Annotated in this window: 21 protein-coding genes; 20 read left to right on the top strand and 1 reads right to left on the bottom strand. The window is 35.8% G+C overall.

Features of this window, described 5'->3' with window-relative positions; genetic code table 11:
• The 12 genes from ruvB to trxA all read left to right on the top strand — a co-directional run bounded on the left by ruvB (nucleotide 1) and on the right by trxA (nucleotide 11,522).
• Nucleotides 1-1,011 carry a Holliday junction branch migration DNA helicase RuvB gene (gene ruvB / locus ACOMA7_RS05385; protein ID WP_053791659.1) on the top strand — a complete coding sequence of 337 codons (1,011 nt, stop codon included), beginning with the start codon at nucleotides 1-3 and terminating at the stop codon, nucleotides 1,009-1,011.
• Nucleotides 1,012-1,078: 67 nt separating this feature from the next.
• On the top strand, nucleotides 1,079-1,393 hold the full coding sequence (gene yajC, locus ACOMA7_RS05380; protein WP_080695532.1) for a preprotein translocase subunit YajC: 315 nt from the start codon (nucleotides 1,079-1,081) through the stop codon (nucleotides 1,391-1,393).
• Between the two features lie 136 nt (nucleotides 1,394-1,529).
• Nucleotides 1,530-2,498, top strand: coding sequence for a DHH family phosphoesterase (locus ACOMA7_RS05375; RefSeq protein WP_301945563.1), 969 nt, complete (start codon nucleotides 1,530-1,532; stop codon nucleotides 2,496-2,498).
• A 3-nt stretch (nucleotides 2,499-2,501) separates the two neighbouring features.
• Nucleotides 2,502-3,863 (top strand): DEAD/DEAH box helicase, encoded by a 1,362-nt coding sequence (locus ACOMA7_RS05370; RefSeq protein ID WP_053791660.1) that lies wholly within the window; start codon nucleotides 2,502-2,504, stop codon nucleotides 3,861-3,863.
• A gap of 265 nt (nucleotides 3,864-4,128) precedes the next feature.
• Nucleotides 4,129-6,771, top strand: a complete 2,643-nt coding sequence (gene alaS / locus ACOMA7_RS05365; protein ID WP_414827408.1) for an alanine--tRNA ligase — start codon at nucleotides 4,129-4,131, stop codon at nucleotides 6,769-6,771.
• A gap of 79 nt (nucleotides 6,772-6,850) precedes the next feature.
• Nucleotides 6,851-7,123, top strand: a complete 273-nt coding sequence (locus ACOMA7_RS05360; protein ID WP_034532160.1) for an IreB family regulatory phosphoprotein — start codon at nucleotides 6,851-6,853, stop codon at nucleotides 7,121-7,123.
• 3 nt (nucleotides 7,124-7,126) lie between these two features.
• Nucleotides 7,127-7,558 (top strand): Holliday junction resolvase RuvX, encoded by a 432-nt coding sequence (gene ruvX, locus ACOMA7_RS05355; RefSeq protein WP_034532162.1) that lies wholly within the window; start codon nucleotides 7,127-7,129, stop codon nucleotides 7,556-7,558.
• An 18-nt stretch (nucleotides 7,559-7,576) separates the two neighbouring features.
• Nucleotides 7,577-7,891 (top strand): DUF1292 domain-containing protein, encoded by a 315-nt coding sequence (locus tag ACOMA7_RS05350; protein WP_034532164.1) that lies wholly within the window; start codon nucleotides 7,577-7,579, stop codon nucleotides 7,889-7,891.
• 109 nt (nucleotides 7,892-8,000) lie between these two features.
• The gene (gene zapA / locus ACOMA7_RS05345) at nucleotides 8,001-8,264 is read left to right on the top strand and encodes a cell division protein ZapA (RefSeq protein WP_034532166.1); all 264 of its coding nucleotides are present in this window, start codon (nucleotides 8,001-8,003) and stop codon (nucleotides 8,262-8,264) included.
• The gene (locus tag ACOMA7_RS05340) at nucleotides 8,264-8,749 is read left to right on the top strand and encodes a CvpA family protein (protein ID WP_034534301.1); all 486 of its coding nucleotides are present in this window, start codon (nucleotides 8,264-8,266) and stop codon (nucleotides 8,747-8,749) included. The genes zapA and ACOMA7_RS05340 overlap by 1 nt, the downstream gene beginning before the upstream one ends.
• A 13-nt stretch (nucleotides 8,750-8,762) precedes the next feature.
• Nucleotides 8,763-11,120, top strand: coding sequence for an endonuclease MutS2 (locus ACOMA7_RS05335; RefSeq protein WP_421392449.1), 2,358 nt, complete (start codon nucleotides 8,763-8,765; stop codon nucleotides 11,118-11,120).
• 84 nt (nucleotides 11,121-11,204) lie between these two features.
• Nucleotides 11,205-11,522, top strand: coding sequence for a thioredoxin (trxA, locus tag ACOMA7_RS05330; protein WP_272946541.1), 318 nt, complete (start codon nucleotides 11,205-11,207; stop codon nucleotides 11,520-11,522).
• A gap of 46 nt (nucleotides 11,523-11,568) precedes the next feature.
• Here the strand turns inward: trxA and ACOMA7_RS05325 are convergent, their stop codons facing one another.
• The gene (locus tag ACOMA7_RS05325) at nucleotides 11,569-12,060 is read right to left on the bottom strand and encodes a YslB family protein (protein ID WP_054608065.1); all 492 of its coding nucleotides are present in this window, start codon (nucleotides 12,058-12,060) and stop codon (nucleotides 11,569-11,571) included.
• Nucleotides 12,061-12,224: 164 nt separating this feature from the next.
• On the opposite strand from ACOMA7_RS05325, the gene racE reads away from it, so the two are divergent.
• From racE to ACOMA7_RS05285, 8 genes are all read left to right on the top strand, one after another.
• Entirely contained in the window at nucleotides 12,225-13,040 is an 816-nt protein-coding gene (gene racE, locus ACOMA7_RS05320; protein ID WP_054608066.1) for a glutamate racemase, read from the top strand.
• 2 nt (nucleotides 13,041-13,042) lie between these two features.
• The gene (locus ACOMA7_RS05315; protein ID WP_054608067.1) at nucleotides 13,043-13,633 is read left to right on the top strand and encodes an XTP/dITP diphosphatase; all 591 of its coding nucleotides are present in this window, start codon (nucleotides 13,043-13,045) and stop codon (nucleotides 13,631-13,633) included.
• Nucleotides 13,634-13,702: 69 nt separating this feature from the next.
• Nucleotides 13,703-14,080, top strand: a complete 378-nt coding sequence (locus ACOMA7_RS05310; protein ID WP_421392446.1) for a DUF948 domain-containing protein — start codon at nucleotides 13,703-13,705, stop codon at nucleotides 14,078-14,080.
• Between the two features lie 15 nt (nucleotides 14,081-14,095).
• On the top strand, nucleotides 14,096-14,518 hold the full coding sequence (locus tag ACOMA7_RS05305; protein WP_034532178.1) for a YtxH domain-containing protein: 423 nt from the start codon (nucleotides 14,096-14,098) through the stop codon (nucleotides 14,516-14,518).
• A gap of 156 nt (nucleotides 14,519-14,674) precedes the next feature.
• Nucleotides 14,675-15,676, top strand: a complete 1,002-nt coding sequence (gene ccpA, locus ACOMA7_RS05300) for a catabolite control protein A (RefSeq protein WP_054608069.1) — start codon at nucleotides 14,675-14,677, stop codon at nucleotides 15,674-15,676.
• A gap of 95 nt (nucleotides 15,677-15,771) precedes the next feature.
• Nucleotides 15,772-16,506 carry a YebC/PmpR family DNA-binding transcriptional regulator gene (locus ACOMA7_RS05295; RefSeq protein WP_421392443.1) on the top strand — a complete coding sequence of 245 codons (735 nt, stop codon included), beginning with the start codon at nucleotides 15,772-15,774 and terminating at the stop codon, nucleotides 16,504-16,506.
• A 90-nt stretch (nucleotides 16,507-16,596) separates the two neighbouring features.
• Nucleotides 16,597-17,505 (top strand): competence type IV pilus ATPase ComGA, encoded by a 909-nt coding sequence (comGA, locus tag ACOMA7_RS05290; protein WP_054608070.1) that lies wholly within the window; start codon nucleotides 16,597-16,599, stop codon nucleotides 17,503-17,505.
• Nucleotides 17,483-18,454 carry a type II secretion system F family protein gene (locus ACOMA7_RS05285; RefSeq protein WP_421392440.1) on the top strand — a complete coding sequence of 324 codons (972 nt, stop codon included), beginning with the start codon at nucleotides 17,483-17,485 and terminating at the stop codon, nucleotides 18,452-18,454. Before comGA ends, ACOMA7_RS05285 begins: the two co-directional genes overlap by 23 nt.

The raw sequence follows: 18,454 nt of genomic DNA, 5'->3' as shown, positions 1-18,454 counted from the left end.
ATGGATGACAACCGCATTATCTCAGGCGATAGTGAAGGTAGAACTGAAGAAACATTTGAAAAATCACTCCGTCCACAATACTTATCAGAGTACATTGGTCAAGACGACTTAAAGAAAGAGTTGTCAGTGTACATTAAGGCTGCCAAACAACGTGAAGAAACTTTAGACCACGTTCTGTTGTACGGACCTCCAGGGTTAGGTAAGACTACCTTAGCGATGGTGATTGCAAACGAAATGGAAGCAAACATCAAAACAACCAGTGGTCCAGCAATTGAAAAGACTGGTGATTTAGCAGCACTGCTAAACGAATTACAACCTGGTGATATTTTATTTATCGATGAAATTCATCGTCTTCCAAAGACAGTCGAAGAAATGCTTTATTCAGCAATGGAAGACTTCAGTGTTGATATCGTTGTGGGTCAAGGTCCAACAGCGCATCCTGTTCATTTACCATTGCCACCATTTACTTTGATTGGTGCAACTACCAGAGCCGGATTGCTATCAGCACCATTTAGAGATCGTTTCGGAATCGTTGAACACATGAAGTACTACAATACCGAAGATTTACAAGATATAGTTTTACGTTCAGCTGACATTTTCCATACTAAGATTTACGATCAAGGTGCACATGAAATTGCTAGACGTTCAAGAGGAACACCTAGAATTGCGAACCGTTTATTAAAACGAGTTCGTGACTTTGCTCAAGTATCTAACGATGGAAACGTTGATGTCGATATCGTTGATACTTCACTTAAAATGTTGGGTGTTGATAACGAAGGATTGGATGCAACTGATATTAAGTTGTTAAAGACCATGATTGAGTTTTACAATGGTGGACCGGTTGGTGTATCGACACTTGCTGCTAATATTGGAGAAGAAGTGAATACAATTGAAGAAATGTATGAACCATATCTTCTTCAAATTGGTTACATTAAAAGAACTGCCAGGGGTAGAGTGGTAACCGATAATGGTTATCATCACCTTAATTATCCAATTAATAGAGATAATTAGGGACTGGACTATTAATGATAATTTTGATAAGATATATATTAAATTATGAGAGGTACGGTGAACTATAATGGGTAACTACAGTGGATTTATTATTTTAATCGTATTATTTGCGATTATGTATTTCTTGGTTATTAGACCACAAAAGAAACAACAACAAAAACACGCAGAAACATTAAAACAACTTCAAAAGGGTGACCACGTAACAACTATCGGTCGCTTACACGGTATCGTTGACGATATCAACGAAGAAGAAAAGACTGTTACTTTAGACTGTGACGGCATTTACTTAGTATTTGACCTAAACGCAATCGCAAAGGTAACTGATCGTGTTGCTGACGCTAAGTCAGATGACTCAGCCAAAGAAGCTAAAGAAGAAAAATAATAAGTTGAAAGAGACAGTTTTCAGCAGTGCTGAAGGTTGTCTCTTTTGTCTGTTAAGGCCTAAACAACATAAATGACCATATGATATAATTATGTTATGAATTTATAGAAGGATATTAGGAGCGATTATGAGTAAAATGTTTAATTTTTTCAAATTATCAACGCAAAGTAAGATTATCAAAGCCATTTGCGATTTTGATACAATTATTATCCATAGACACCAACGACCAGATCCAGATGCATATGGTTCTCAAATGGGTTTAGCAAACATCATCAAGGCATCTTTTCCAAAAAAGAAGGTTTATTGTGTTGGAAAGCAATATCAAAGTTTTGATTGGTTAGGAACAACCGACGAAATTGATGACGATGTATACAAGAATGCATTGGTTATTGTTGTTGATACCGCTAACCAACCTCGAGTTGATGATGATAGATATACCCATGGAAAGATGATGATTAAGATTGACCATCATCCAAATGATGACAAATTTGGGGACATTATGTGGGTAGAACCAGAAGCATCAAGTACATCTGAATTAATCTATGATTTGTTTGAATCCTCAAAGAAGTTAAAGATTAACGCAAATGCTGGTCGCTTATTATACGCTGGTATTATTGGTGACACTGGTCGTTTCAAATATCCATCTACTTCATCAAACACATTTAGGGTAGCATCAGAATTGGCTAAGTTAGACTTCTCAATTAGTGAAGTTAACACAATTGAATCATCAATTGACTTACCAATGGCTAGACTATCCGCATATGTATATGAAAATCTAAGCATTACCGATAGTGGAGCCGCTTATATCGTATTAAGCGATGAAGTTTTGGAACCATTCAATTTAGGCAATGAAAGAACTTCAGCCGTTGTGCCACTTCCTGGCAATATCAATCAAGTAACCGCTTGGGCTATCTTTATTCAAAAAGAAGATGGCACATACAAGATTAGCTTGAGATCCAAAGGACCAGCTATTAATGAATTAGCCAAAGAATTTGGCGGTGGCGGTCATGATTTGGCAAGTGGTGCCGCTGCTAAAGACGAAGATGAAATCAAGTCGGTAATTAGTAAATTAGACGAATTAGTCGCTAGTTACAAAGGAGAATAATAAATGCCAAGTACATTTAAGCAATACAATTTAAAGCCATTCATCATGGATGCTTTAGATGAATTAAACTTTAGAGAACCAACTGCTATTCAGGAAAAGATTATTCCTGAAATCCGTAAGGGTAGAAGTGTTGTTGGTCAATCAGCCACTGGTAGTGGTAAGACTCATGCGTTCTTGTTACCAATTTTTGATAACTTAGACGTTGACACTTTGGAAGTCCAAGCTGTTATCACCACACCAAGTCGTGAATTAGCTTACCAAATTTACAACAATGCTAAGCAACTAGCTAAGCATTCAGACAAGACCATTCATATCGCTAACTACGTTGGTGGTACTGATAAGGTTAGACAAATTGAAAAGCTAAAGAATGAACAACCACAAATCGTTATTGGAACTCCAGGCCGTATTTCTGATTTGATCAAGGGTCAACATCTACAAGTTCATACAGCTACTCAACTAGTAATTGATGAAGCCGATATGACACTAGACCTTGGTTTCTTAAACGATATCGACAACATCGCTGCTAGCTTTGGTAAGGATGTTCAAATGATGGTGTTCTCAGCAACCATTCCACAAAAATTAAAACCATTCTTGAAGAAGTATCTAGAAAATCCATACGTTGAAAACATTCCAAACAGAACTGTTATCAGTCCAACAATTGATAACTGGTTAATTTCAACTAAGGGTCAAAACAAGAACGACTTAATCTACAAGTTAATCACCATGGGTGAACCTTACCTTGTATTAATCTTTGCTAACACTAGAAAACGTGTCGAAGAAATTTACGAATTCTTACGTAACCAAGGATTAAAGGTGGGAATTGTTTCTGGTGATTTAACACCACGTGAACGTAAGAGAACTATGAAACAAATTCAAAATCTTGAATTCCAATACGTTGTAGCTACTGATTTAGCTGCTCGTGGAATTGATATTGAAGGTGTTTCTGATGTTATTAACGATGATATTCCAGAAGACTTGGAATACTTCATTCACCGTGTTGGAAGAACAGGTAGAAATAACATGCCTGGAACTGCGGTTACACTTTATGCACCTGATGAAGAAGATGAAATTGATGCATTAGAAAAGATGGGCATTTCATTTAAGCCAAAGGTTATTCGTGGTGGCCGTGTTGAAGACACTTATGATCGTAACCGTAGAAAGTCACACCGTCGTGGTCATGACAAGCTAGAACCAACCATGATTGGTATGATTAAAAAGAAGAAGAGAAACGTTAAGCCTGGTTACAAGAACAAGATTAAACAAGAGCTTAAGCGAAACGATGAAATGAATCGTCGTATCCAACAAAGAGAAGAAGGACGTCGTAAGAGAAAGTCCAAGAAGAACAGTTCACAACGTTATAGATAACGTTTGACACCGGTTTTAATAAACCATATAATTTAGATATAAATTAGAGAACATGCTTGTATAATTTCATTTTAAGAGACATCTTGGTTGGTGAAAAAGATGATTGGGTTTATCAAGTGCTATCTCGAGTAATAATTAAATCGCTTTCTCAGCGTTATTGAGACTTAAAGAGGTATACGAAAAACATCGTTGCAAGTAAAGTGGTACCGCGCATATAGCGTCTTTACTAGCAACGGTGTTTTTGTGCTTATTGGAGGGAATTTCTATGAAAAAATTAGATAGTAGTCAAATTCGTGCTATGTATTTGGAATTTTTCAAACAACATGGTCACACAATTGAACCAAGTGCTTCATTAGTACCTAAGGATGATCCATCACTTCTATGGATTAACTCTGGTGTTGCCACAATGAAGAAATACTTTGACGGTAGTGTTGTTCCAAAGAACCACCGTTTAACTAGTTCACAAAAGAGTATTAGAACTAACGATATCGAAAATGTTGGTAAGACAGCTCGTCACCACACATTATTCGAAATGTTAGGTAACTTCTCAGTTGGAGATTACTTCAAGAAAGAAGCAATTACATGGGCTTTTGAATTACTAACTTCACCAGAATGGTTTGGTTGGGACAAAGAAAAGCTATACATGACTGTATATCCTGAAGATACTGATGCTAAGAAATTCTGGCAAGAAGCAGGGGTTGCACCTGACCACTTAATCGACATGGATGACAACTTCTGGGATATTGGTCAGGGTCCTTCAGGTCCAGATACTGAAATCTTCTACGACCGTGGAGAAAAATACGATAATTTAGCTCCGGATGATCCAGAAAACTACCCTGGTGGGGAAAACGAAAGATATCTTGAAGTTTGGAACATTGTGTTCTCACAATTTAACCACAAACCAGATGATACTTACGAACCACTTCCAAGAAAGAACATTGATACGGGGATGGGATTAGAACGTGTTGTTTCAATTTTCGAAGACGCACCAACTAACTTTGAAACAGACTTGTTCATGCCAATCATTGAAAAGACTCAATCACTAAGTGATGGTAAGAAGTATGGTGAAAATGCTCAAGACGATATCGACTTTAAGATTATTGCTGACCACGCTCGTGCAATTACTTTCGCTATTGGTGACGGTGCTCTTCCATCAAACGTTGGTAGAGGATACGTTATCAGACGTTTAATCAGACGTGCGATTGTGTCAGGTCACCGTTTAGGCATCAAGGACGACTTCTTATACCAATTAGTTCCAGTTGTTGGTGAAATAATGAAGTCATATTACCCAGAAGTATTGGAACAAAAGGATTACCTAGAAAAGGTTATTCATTCTGAAGAAAAACGTTTTAACGAAACATTATCTGATGGTTTGCAACTTCTTGGTGAATTAATGGACAACTTGAAGAAGACTAACCAAAAGACTGTCGAAGGAAAAGATGCATTTAAGCTATACGATACTTACGGTTTCCCATTAGAAATGACTAAGGAATACCTAGAAGATGCAGGATTCTCAGTTGATGAAACTGGATTTAAGGCAGAAATGCAAAAACAAAAAGAACGTGCTAGAAATGCTCGTGGAAACGATAAGTCAATGGGTGTTCAACGTGATCTGTTAATCGACATCAAGACACCAAGCGAATACGTTGGTTACTCACAACTAGAAGTTGATGACGCCAAATTACTAGATATTATTGTTGATGAAAAACTAGTTGATCAAGTAGGTGCCGGTGAAGCTGAAGTTATCTTTGATAAGACTCCTTTCTACGCTGAAATGGGTGGGCAAGTAGCTGACCAAGGTACCATTGTTGATGAAGATGGTAACTTATGTGCAAAGGTTACTGACGTCCAACACGCACCAAATGGTCAAAACCTACACACTGTTGAAGTAATTACTAGTCTTTCAAAAGACCATCAATACAAACTAAGTGTTGATCGTAAGTTCCACGCATTGGTTGAACACAACCATACTGCAACCCACTTATTGGACCAATCATTGAGAAACGTTTTAGGTGACCATACTCAACAAGCTGGTTCATTAGTTGAACCAAACTACTTAAGATTTGACTTCACTCACTTCGGTTCAGTTACTAAGGAAGACCTAAAAAAGGTTGAAGACCTAGTTAACGAAGAAATCTTCAAAGCAGAACCAGTTACAACTGTTGAAACGGACCAAGAAACTGGTAAGAAGATGGGTGCCATCGCCTTATTCGATAGTAAGTACGGTGATAAGGTTCGAGTTGTTAGTGCCGGTGACTACTCAGTTGAATTCTGTGGTGGTAACCACGTAAGCAATACTAGCCAAATTGGATTGTTCAAGATTGTTTCTGAATCAGGTGTTGGTGCCGGTGTTAGAAGAATTGAAGCCGTAACTTCAAAGGCTGCTTTTGATTACCTTAACAATGAAGAAGCACTTCTAAAACAAGTTGCTGATCAAGTTAAGACTATCCAAGTTAAGGAAGTTCCTAACAAGGTTGCTCAATTACAAGAACAAATCAAGGACTTACAACAAAAACAAGATAAGTTAGAATCAAAGATTGCTAGCCAACAAGCTAACTCAGTTTTCGATGACGTTAAAGAAGTTAACGGAAACAAGATTATCACTGGTGTCTTAAATGTTTCAGGAATGGATCAATTAAGACAACTAGCTGATACTTGGAGAAGCAAGAACCTATCAGACGTATTAGTTCTTGGAACTCAAAGTGGTGAAAAGGCTAACCTAATTGTTGCTGTTAGTGATGAAAAGGTTAAGGATGGCATGAAGGCCGGAGACATCATTAAGTCAATTTCTAAGGAAATTAATGGTGGCGGTGGTGGCCGTCCAAACATGGCTCAAGCGGGTGGTTCAAAGCCTGAGGGATTACCTAAGGCAATGGAAGCAGCAGTGGCTTGGTTAGAAAACTTTTAAAATTAATTAATATTTAAGTTTTATTTTGTTCCAAGTAGAATTATAATAAACCTACATCATAGATTTAGAGGTGTTATAAATGAGTGCTTCAGATAAGACAATGTATTTTGATTTAAGTAATAATACTCCAAAGAATGTTCATGATACACTATTAATCGTGTTTAAGGCATTGGAGGAAAAAGGATACGATCCATACAATCAAATTGTCGGATATTTAATTTCAGGAGATCCTGCATATATTCCTCGATTTAATGATGCTCGTAATTTAATTCGTCGATACGAAAGAGACGAGATTATTGAAGAGTTGGTTCGTTTTTACTTGGACAAGAATAATGATCGTGAGGAAAATTAATATATGAGATTAATGGGGATGGATGTCGGATCTAAGACAGTTGGGATTTCTGTTAGTGATTTATTGGGATGGACAGCACAAGGTGTTGAAATCATTCCAATTAATGAAGACGAAGAACAATTTGGATTAGATCGGGTAGCCGAATTAGTCGAAAAATATGAAATTACGGGGTTTGTTCTAGGATTACCTAAGAACATGAATAATACCTCAGGACCTAGGGTTGAAGCTTCAAAACGATATGGTGAAATGTTAAAGGAAAAGTTTAACCTACCAGTAGACTTTGTTGATGAACGATTAACAACGGTTGAAGCCGAAAGAATGCTTATTGAAAAAGCGGACACTTCTAGAGAAAAACGAAAAAAAGTTATCGATAAAATTGCCTCTGAATTGATTTTACAGACCTATTTAGATGGTAAAGGTAAACTAACAAGATAAAGAAAAGAGGGGTTAGCAATGGACAACAACAACGAAGAAGAACAACAACAAATTTCATTAGTTGACGAAAAGGGAAACGAAGAACTATACGATGTTTTATTCACTTTCGAATCTGATGATTTTGGTAAATCATACATCTTACTTTACCCAGCCGGTAAAGCAGATGATGAAGAAGTTAACATTGAAGCATATGCCTTACCAGAAGGCGATGATCCAATGGACCCACAAGGTGGAGATTTACAATTAATCGAAACTGATGAAGAATGGGAAATGGTTGAATCAGTGCTAAACACTTTATTAGATACCGATGACGGTGACGATGAAGAAGAATAAACAATAACTAAAAAGATGCCGCAACGGCGTCTTTTTTTGTGTTCTTTACTGGTTATAGTCTGCCTTTTCATGCTAAAATAGTGATGAAGTTAATGGAGGTTTATCGAAAATGAACGACACGAATCAACGCTTTAAAGCTAGTATTGGAAAAAAGAACTACACATTTGTAGGAAAGAGTTCCGCAGACCACATGAAGACAGTGACTGAATTAATGAATCGTCAATTGGTTCAATTAAAAGAAATGTCACCAGATATTAATGACGAAGATGCTGCTATTTTATTGGCGTTCAACGCATTTTCAGAACAAATTAAGTTACAAGAAAAATTAAATGAATTAACCGAAAATAACGAAGAAGAAGGAAACATGAACTAATGCTTTTTAATATTATTATCTTTCTACTACTTATCTATGGCGCATATGATGGATATCACCGTGGATTAGCACAAGAAATATTACGTGTTGTTGGTTTTTTGTTTAGCCTATTTGTTTCGCTATACTTTGCTAGAGATTTGAGCCAAGCTATCTTTGCAAACAGTAGTTTGATTAATGATCAAATCCTATGTAACAGTATCAGCTTCTTCATTATTTTCTTAATTTCTGGGATTTTTGTGCGTATTATTATCTCAATCGTAGATAAGATTACACATATCCCAGTCATTCACCAACTTAATGCATTGGGTGGAACTGTTATTGGATTGATAATTGCTTACGTATCAATTCTATTTATTTTAAATGTGATTTCTGTTCTACCAAGTAATCAAATAACTAAACAATATCATCAGTCATCAGTTGCTGAGTTTATTGTTCATAAAACACCAATTATTTCACACGATTTATATGAAAAATGGCTAAGATAAGGTGATTAAATAAATGAATGAAAAAGTTCTATCAACATTAGAATATGAAAAAGTTAAGAGCTCAATCGAGCAATACTTAACGACTCGAAACGGGAAAAAGGAACTAGCTGCACTATCACCGGTAGATAATCCTAACACTATTAATATGTGGCTTGATGAAACTGATGATGGGGCGCATATTTTACGTTTAGATAAAGAAATTTCTATTCCCAAGCTTGATGATGTCACTCCATACATGAAGCGTTTAAAGATCGACGCCTCATTAAATGGTAGTGAATTATCAAAGATAAATAAGATTTTAAAGACATCTAACTATCTAGTTAGATTTTTTAATAACCTAAGAGACGATGAAGTATCATTGAATCGTTTGTATAAACTAATCAATGAAATCCAGGCAGTCCCAAACATTTCACAACGACTATCTGATTCAATTGACGACGATGGAAGATTATTGAATACTGCCTCAAAGGAATTGAATGCAATCAGACGTCGAATGGATGTTATTAAGGGTGAAGTGCGTTCAATTATGAATCAATTCACTCAAAAACACAGTAAAGATTTAACTGAACCAATCGTCACAATTAGAGAAGACAGAATGGTGTTACCAGTTAAAGCTGAAAACAAAAATAAGTTTGGTGGAATTGTGCACGATCGCAGTTCCTCTGGCCAAACATTGTATATTGAACCAGCGTCAACAGTTGGTTTGAATACAGAACTTCGTCAAAAACAAATTGAAGAACGTCATGAAGAAAGACGTATCTTAATCGAATTATCTGATTTGATTCGTCCTTACCAAAGTGAAATTATCAATAACTCTAAGATATTAGGACACTTGGATTTGATTAATGCCAAGGCCAAATACGCGAGAGATTTAAAAGCAACCAGACCAGTTGTATCAAACGAAAATCATGTTAACTTAAAGCAAGCTAGACATCCTTTAATTGATATGAATAAGGTTGTTGCTAATGATTTATACATTGGTAAAGATAACAAGGCAATCATTATTACCGGTCCTAATACCGGTGGTAAGACCATCACTATCAAGACATTAGGACTACTTCAATTGATGGCTCAATCTGGCTTATTCGTGACAGCCAACGAAGGTTCATCCGTTGCTGTATTTGATAATGTCTTCGCTGATATTGGTGACGAACAATCAATCGAACAAAACTTAAGTACATTCTCATCACATATGGATAATATCGTTGATATTTTAAATGGAATTACTAAGAAGAGTTTGGTAATCCTTGATGAATTGGGTGCCGGAACCGATCCTAAGGAAGGTTCTGCTTTAGCCATCGCCATTCTCGACAAGATTGCCGAAAAGGATTGTGATGTTGTTGCTACAACCCACTATCCCGAATTAAAGGTATATGCTTACAACCGTCCACAAACGATTAACGCATCTATGGAATTCGATAGTGAAACCCTTCAACCAACTTATCATTTAATGATGGGTGTTCCTGGTCAAAGTAATGGTTTGAATATTGCATCTAGACTTGGTTTGGATGAATCAATCATTACAGAAGCTAGATCATTGGTTGACCAAGACAGCCAAGATTTAAACACAATGATTGTTGAATTAACTGAACAAACTAAACGTGCTCGAGTTGAAGCCGATGAACTAAAGGTTCAATTGGATGATGCTACAAAGTTACATGAAGATTTAAGTGAAGAATACGCTAAGTACAAGAACCAAAAGGATCGATTGGTGACTGCTGCTAAGCAACAAGCAAATGAAATTGCTGAAGCTGCTAAGAAGAAGGCGGACGCAATTATCAAGGATCTTCATGAAAAGCAACGTAAAGTTGGCCAAGTTACCATCAAGGAAAATGAATTAATTGATGCTCAAGGTCAATTGAACTCACTACGTCATGACGTTAACCTGGTTAATAATCGTGTATTAAAGAAGGCGAAAGCTAAACACGATTTCCATAAGGGTGACGACGTTATGGTTAAGTCATATGGACAACGTGGTGTGTTGGTTAAGAAGTTAGATGATAATGAATGGGAAGTTCAATTAGGAATTCTTAAGATGAGAATTGCCGAAGGTGACCTTGAAAAAATCAAAGTTGATAATGATGAACAAAGATTTAATACCAAGGTTAAGAGAACTTCTTCCAAACGTGTGTCTGCTAAACTAGATTTACGTGGTCACCGCTATGAAGAAGCAATGCATGAAGTTGATCAATACTTGGATTCTGCCGTGCTTGCGGGATATCCTTCCGTCACAATTATTCACGGAAAGGGGACCGGAGCACTTAGACAAGGTGTTACAGATATGCTTTCCAGTGATAGACGAGTTGACTCCTTTAATTATTCACCAGCAAATGCTGGAGGAGACGGTTCCACAGTGGTAAAATTGAGGTAGAAAATTAAATCGTATAAGACTTATTCTTTGCATTTAATTACTAAACAGTCTAAACTTACTTTCAGTAAGAAAAATAAGGAGGCTATTAATATGGTTTCAGAAACAACAGATAAGACATTTGAAAAAGATACTGCCGAAGGTGTTACTTTAACTGATTTTTGGGCAACTTGGTGCGGTCCTTGCCGTATGCAATCACCAGTTGTAGACCAATTATCTGAAGAAATGGGTGACAAGGTAACATTCAACAAGATGGATGTTGACCAAAACCCAGAAACACCACAAAAATTTGGTATTATGAGTATTCCTACTTTATTAGTAAAGAAGGATGGCGAAGTTGTAGATAGCATCGTGGGTTACCACAGCAAAGAACAACTTGCTAAGATCTTAAACCAATACCTATAAGACAATAAAAAAGAACGTTTAGCATATCGCTAAGCGTTCTTTTTTATTATTGTTTTAAATCAAATTCTTTAACGGAATCTTCAATTACTGGAGCAGGATGCTTTGGATCCATATGTACTCTAATAAGGACGGTTCCATTTTTTTCTTCTTTAGGATTCATTTCAGCTTCAGAAATTACTCCGAATTGTTGTTGAGCAATTTGAGCTAAGAAACCAGATTCAAACATGAAGTCGGCATCTGGATCTGCTTCGATTCGTTTAGCAACGATATCTCCGCTCAATGTCCATTTGATTTCGTGCTTGTTTTCAGAAGAAACAGATAAGTCGCCTAAACCTGATTGTTTGAAAAATAGGACAGTATCCAAAGCGTCTTTTAACGGGAACTTTCTGGCAATTTTTTTACCAGCCCAGTACATGATGCTGTGGGTATCACTTCCCAATAAATCGTTTAATAATACGTCTCTTAATAATTCTTGACCCCATAGAGGACGAGTAGAATCATTATCAATTATTTTATTGTAAAGATTATTATTATCCATACTTGTTAACCTCAATTCCTTATATACAAATACATTATATTATAAATTTATCATAATTTATATATCCCAAGTAAAATTAAAGAAAATGTTTATCCTTAATAAATGTCAGGAAGGTCTAAAAATGGTAATATAAAAGTAGTGGAACTGAAAAGAGGGTTACTATTTTGAGCAAAAAAGCGATTGGTTTTATGGATTCTGGAGTTGGTGGCTTAACTGTTGCTAAGCTGGCGATGAAAGAATTGCAAAACGAAAACATTGCATATTTGGGCGATGAAGCCCGTTTACCATACGGTGAAAAATCTAAAGAAGAAATTCAACAATATTCATTACAAATAGCAAACTTCTTAATTGAAAAAGAAGATATTAAAATGCTGGTGATTGCATGTAATACAGCAACTTCATACGCATTAGATTATTTGAGAGGGCATCTTCTTATCCCCGTAATTGGTGTTGTTAACCCAGGAAGCATTGCAGCGGTCAATAATACAAAGACCAATCGTGTTGGATTAATTGCCACTAATGGAACTGTTAAGAGTGGTGCTTACGAAAAAGCAATTAATAAGATTAATAATAATATCGAAGTATTTAGTCAGGGATGTCCTAGATTTGTCCCAATGGTTGAAAACCAAGAATACAAAGACGCAAAAAAACAAAAAGTGGTCGATTATGATCTATCAACTATCAAGACAGATAACGTTGATACTTTAATTCTTGGATGTACTCATTTCCCAATAATGCGCGAAATGATTCAAAAATCTGTTGGTGATTCCGTTACACTAATTGATCCTGGATATGAAACAGTAAAACAAATTAAGACGATTTTACAACAACATCATCTTGAAAATGATGAAAAGGGTGATACTACGTATTCCTTCTATACTACTGGGGATGCGGACAATTTCAATCAGGTTGCAAACGAGTGGCTTAACTACGAAGTTCACGCAAAACACCTACCAATTAAAAAACTAGAGGAGCTATGATTATGGAAACAATTGTAATTGCGACTAACAATCAAAATAAAGCCCGCGAATTTCGCGAAATGTTTGGCGATAAAAATATCGACTTTAAAACACTTGCAGATTTTCCAGAATTAGGTAAAATTATTGAAAATGGTGAGTCATTTGAAGAAAATGCCACCATTAAAGCACAAGCCATTTTCGAGCGAACTAACTTAGCCGTTTTAGCTGATGATTCTGGTTTGGAAGTGCCTGCATTAAATAATGAACCCGGAATTCATTCAGCTAGATATGCTGGAGATCATGATGACGAAGCAAATAATAAGAAGCTATTGGCAAAATTAGGTAATAGTGACAAACGTGACGCTAAATTTGTAACTTGCTTAGTATTATTGAATCAACATGGTGAAAAATTCGTTGTTTATGGAACTGTAGAGGGAACCATTTTAAAAGCCCCAAGAGGTGATAATGGTTTTGGATACGACCCATTATTTTATGTACCAAGTAAGAAGAAGACCATGGCAGAAATGTCTGATCATGAAAAAAATGAGATAAGCCATCGTGGAAATGCGATTAAACAACTATATAGTAAGTTTGATGAATGGTGGAAGGCTTAAGATTAAACTAATTGTAAGATTAAATAGTAAATGCTATTATAATCATATAAACGTATGAGGAGGGGTTGCATGACAATTGGAGGATTAGCTGGTTTGATTGCTGCAGTTGCATTTTTCATTATTGCAATTTGTGTTGCGGTTCTACTAATCAAGTTATCTAAGACTGTTGACGAGGTAAATAAGAATATTAATTCTATTTCTCAAGATATTAATGTAATATCAAAACAGGCCGAAGATATTTTAGCTAGCTCAAATTCATTAGTTAAGGATGTTAATGAAAAAATCAACACCTTGGATCCAGTTTATCAAGCTGCTGCAGATGTTGGACAAAGCGTTAGCGATTTAAATAACGCAACTCAAAACTTAGCCAAAAAGTTCCAAAACAGAAACAAGAAATCATTTATGGAAAAAGCCGCAGGTGCTGGCTTTAGAATGTTTAAAAAATAAAAGGGAGTGTTTTTTATGAAAAAGACAGGACTATTTTTATTAGGATTAACTACCGGTGCAGCCGCTGCTGCATATTTAGCATACCGTAAGATGGATGATGAAAAGACAAAGGAATTTGTTAACAGTACTGTAAAGACTGCTAACGACTTAAAGGATCGTGCATTAGACTATGCTTTTTACGCTTTAGATTCTGTTGATGACGTAAAAGAACAACTACAATACAAGACCTCAGATGCAAAGTCAAAGATTAAAGACGCTGCTGGTAAGGTTAACGACAATGTAGTTAACAAAGCACAATACTACTACGATGAAGGTAGTACCCAATTCCACAAAGCAGCTGACAACTTGAGAAACCAAGTTAGAAAAAACGCTGATGATAGCCAAGATATCGTCATCGATCCAGATGCTTTAAAACAAGAAGACAATTTAAGTAAATAATTTTTAAATTGTAAAAGAGGCCTGACTTTGTTAGGCCTCTTTTGTGTTTTCAAGAGGTGGTAGTCTTGTTAAATCATCGTTTATCTGATATATTTGTAAACATATTGAAAGCGCTATGAAAACAAACCAGGCGGACTTAAAGAGGAGTTTGAGAGAATGGAAAAGCAAAATGTAACTATTTACGATGTTGCTAGAGAATCTGGTGTTTCCATGGCTACTGTTTCCAGAGTTTTAAATGGTAACAGTAACGTACGACAAGCAACCAAAGAAAAAGTGTTGAAGGTCATAGATGATCTGGACTATCGCCCTAACGCTGTGGCAAGGGGACTAGCAAGTAAGAAGACAACAACGGTTGGGGTAATCATTCCCGATGTAACCGATGGATACTTTTCTTCACTAGCTCGTGGAATTGATGATATTGCTACTATGTACAAGTACAATATTATCCTAGCCAATTCGGATGATAATCCCGATAAGGAAGCATCAGTATTAAATACATTGTTAAGTAAACAAGTTGATGGAATTATCTTCATGGGTAATGAAATTAATGACGATTTAAGAGCTGATTTTAAGCGTTCTGACTGTCCAATCGTGCTTGCGGGTTCAGTTGATATTAACAACTCTGTACCTAGCGTAAACATCGATTATACAGATGCTGTAAAGAATGAAACAGAACGTTTAATCAAAAATGGTAATTCTAGAATTGCCTTTGCATCTGGTTCAATGAAACAAGATGTTAATAAAGAATACCGACTAAAAGGATATGTTTCAGCATTAGAAAACAACGGAATCAAGTTTGATGAAAAGTTAGTTTTCGAAACAAAAGGAACATATGAAGACGGTTATGATTTGGCTGAACGAATCATCAATGATAAGATTACTGCAGCTGTAGCCACTAATGATGAATTGGCTGCCGGAATCTTAAATGGAATGACCGATAGAGGAGTTTCAGTGCCACAAGATTTTGAATTATTCACAAGTAATAATACAAAATTAGCGAAAATGATGAGACCACAATTGTCTTCAATCACTCAACCTTTGTATGATATTGGTGCGGTAGCGATGAGATTATTGACTAAGATTATGAACAAAGAAGAGATTGATAACCGTTATGTGGTTTTAGGCTATGAAATAGTTGAACGCGACTCAACTAAATAGCTGATATAGTAACTTGATTAATTATATACTGATTGATATAATTGATATGTTTGTAAACTAATGAAACAATAGAATTCGAGAGGAGTGCTGTGATTATGTCAGGACATTCAAAATGGCATAACATTCAAGGACGTAAAGGTGCCCAAGATAAAAAACGTGGTAAGATTTTCCAAAAATTGTCTCGTGATTTATACCAAGCTGCTAAAGCTGGTGGTCCAGAACCAGATGGTAACCCACAATTACGTCTTGTGATTGATAAAGCTCATGCTGCCAACATGCCTAAGGATAACATTCAACGTGCTATCGATAAGGCTTCTGGTCAAGGTGGAGCAAACTACGAAGAAATTACTTACGAAGGATATGGACCTGCTGGTACAGCTATCATGGTTTCTTGCTTAACTGATAACAAGAACCGTACTGCTGCTGCCGTACGTTCAGCATTCAGTCACCATGGTGGTTCACTAGGATCAAATGGTTCTGTTTCATACATGTTTGACCGTAAAGGATACATCGTTATCCTACGTGACGGTTTAGACGTTGATGAAGACAGTATGTTAATGGATGTTTTAGATGCTGGTGGAGAAGACATGAAGTCAGATGACGACCAATTTGAAATCTTCACTGCACCTTCAGATCTAACTGCTGTTAGAGATGTTTTACAAGAAAAATATGATTTAGATACTGCTGAAGTTACAATGTTCCCTCAAAACAAGACTGCTGTACCAAGTGACAAAGTTTCACAATACACTGGTCTAATTGACGAACTTGACGAAAACGATGACGTTCAAGACGTTTATGAAGCAGCTGAATTACCTGAAGCAGCTGAATAATTAAAGGAGATGCACATATGTGCATCTTTTTTTGTATAAAAATAAATGAAACCTCCACTTTTTGCGAATATAAAAAGTGGAGGTTTTTTTATGAATATTTCAAATTATTTCGATAATCTAATTAATCAAGCAATTGAAGACAAAATTAAAGACATTTATCTTCTGCCGATTAACGAAAATTATATTGTTAGGGAACACACAGGCTTAAATATTGAGAATCATGATTGTATTAATTATGAAAAAGCAAACAAATTAATTAATTACTGTAAATATATTGGTGGGATGTCAATCAGTGAGCGTAGAAGACCACAGATTGGTTCATTTGAGTTTATCAATAACCAAAAGAAATTCTTCTTACGGTTTTCCTCAGTTGGAAACTATAAAAATCACGAATCCATGGTGATTAGGATTATTTATTCATTGGATGACGAGACAATTAATTATGACAATGAAAATCAATTTTATCGGTTGAAGGAATTATCAAAACAAAATGGGATGATTATTTTCGCTGGTAAAACTGGCTCAGGAAAGACAACGTCAATTTATCATCTAGCTAATTCGATGAGTGCCAATAAGTTGATCATGAGCATTGAAGACCCAGTAGAAATTATTAATCCCAATTTTCTTCAGCTACAGGTTAATGAGTCAGCTGATATGGGTTACGACGAGTTGATTAAGGTCGGACTAAGAAGCCGTCCGGATATTTTTATTATTGGTGAAATTAGGGATGCTAGTACCGCAAAATCCGCAGTTCGTGCCGCACTATCAGGACATTTGGTGCTAACTACCATCCATGCCAGGGATATTGACGGGGTCATTAATAGACTAGGTCAATTGGGTTGTGATTATGGTGATCTATTTAACTGTTTAAATTCAGTTGTATTTCAAAAGTTGTCCGTAAGAAATCAAAGAGATATTTCAGTGAATATGGATATTAGAAATGATTTTGCAGGTTTAAAAGAAAGGATAGTTGGCAATGGAAAAACTATCGCTGAATAAACAGTACTATCTATTTAAGAATTTGAGTGATTTGTTTAGTGCGGGGTTCACGATTAAGGAATCTCTTCAATTTCTATCTGAAGTAGGTGGTAGGCAGTCAACGATTAAAAAAATTGCTAATAAGTTGAGTGAAGGTAATAGCTTCAGTGACAGCATTGTTGGTTTGGTTCATAACGATTTTTATAATCAGATCATGATTAGTGAGAAATATGGTGATCTTTCATCTTGTTTAGCCGAGTTAAGTCACTTTATTGAAATTAAGTTAAAAAACAAGTCCAAAATAAAGGATTTATTATTTTACCCAATTGTATTAGTGATTATTTTGATAGGGATTGTTTATGCAATCAATGCCTTTGTGCTACCACAATTAAGTTCGATTAATTCTATGCAACATTATGATTTAGGTTGGCTATATATAATTTTATTCTGCCTATTTATAGGGATTTTAATCGTAACTCTAATGTACAAACGATTACCATTACTCAGAAAAAGAGACGTTATATCGAGGATTCCGTTTATCGGAAAAATTTACAAAGCTTATATGGGATATATATTGTCGCTTGAATTAAAAATGTTGATTCAAAACGGAATTGATTTAAAGAATATCCTAAGCATTTTAAAAGACTTCAAACCTAATACGATTATGTATATGTTAGGAGAAAAGGCACGTCGACTGGCTGATCATGGTGAAGACGTTGGTAAATTAACTAGAATGTATTCGTTTATTCCAGCAGAATTTAACGGATTTTTTCATCATGGGTCAAAGGTGTCTGAAATATTAATCAAATTAGAGGCTTTTTCACAGATTAAATTTGAGGAAATGAATCGTCGTTCAAATCAACTAATTAATCTAATTCAACCGCTATTATTTTTATTTATTGGAATTTGTATTGTTTTGGCATATTTAGTTGTTCTTATGCCAATTTATTCATCATTGAAAGGAATTTAA

This window comes from Apilactobacillus intestinapis, from assembly GCF_049166695.1.
GTDB lineage: Bacteria > Bacillota > Bacilli > Lactobacillales > Lactobacillaceae > Apilactobacillus > Apilactobacillus kunkeei_C.
Note: the sequence above shows the minus strand (reverse complement) of the source record. Positions and strands in the feature narration are given on the sequence as shown.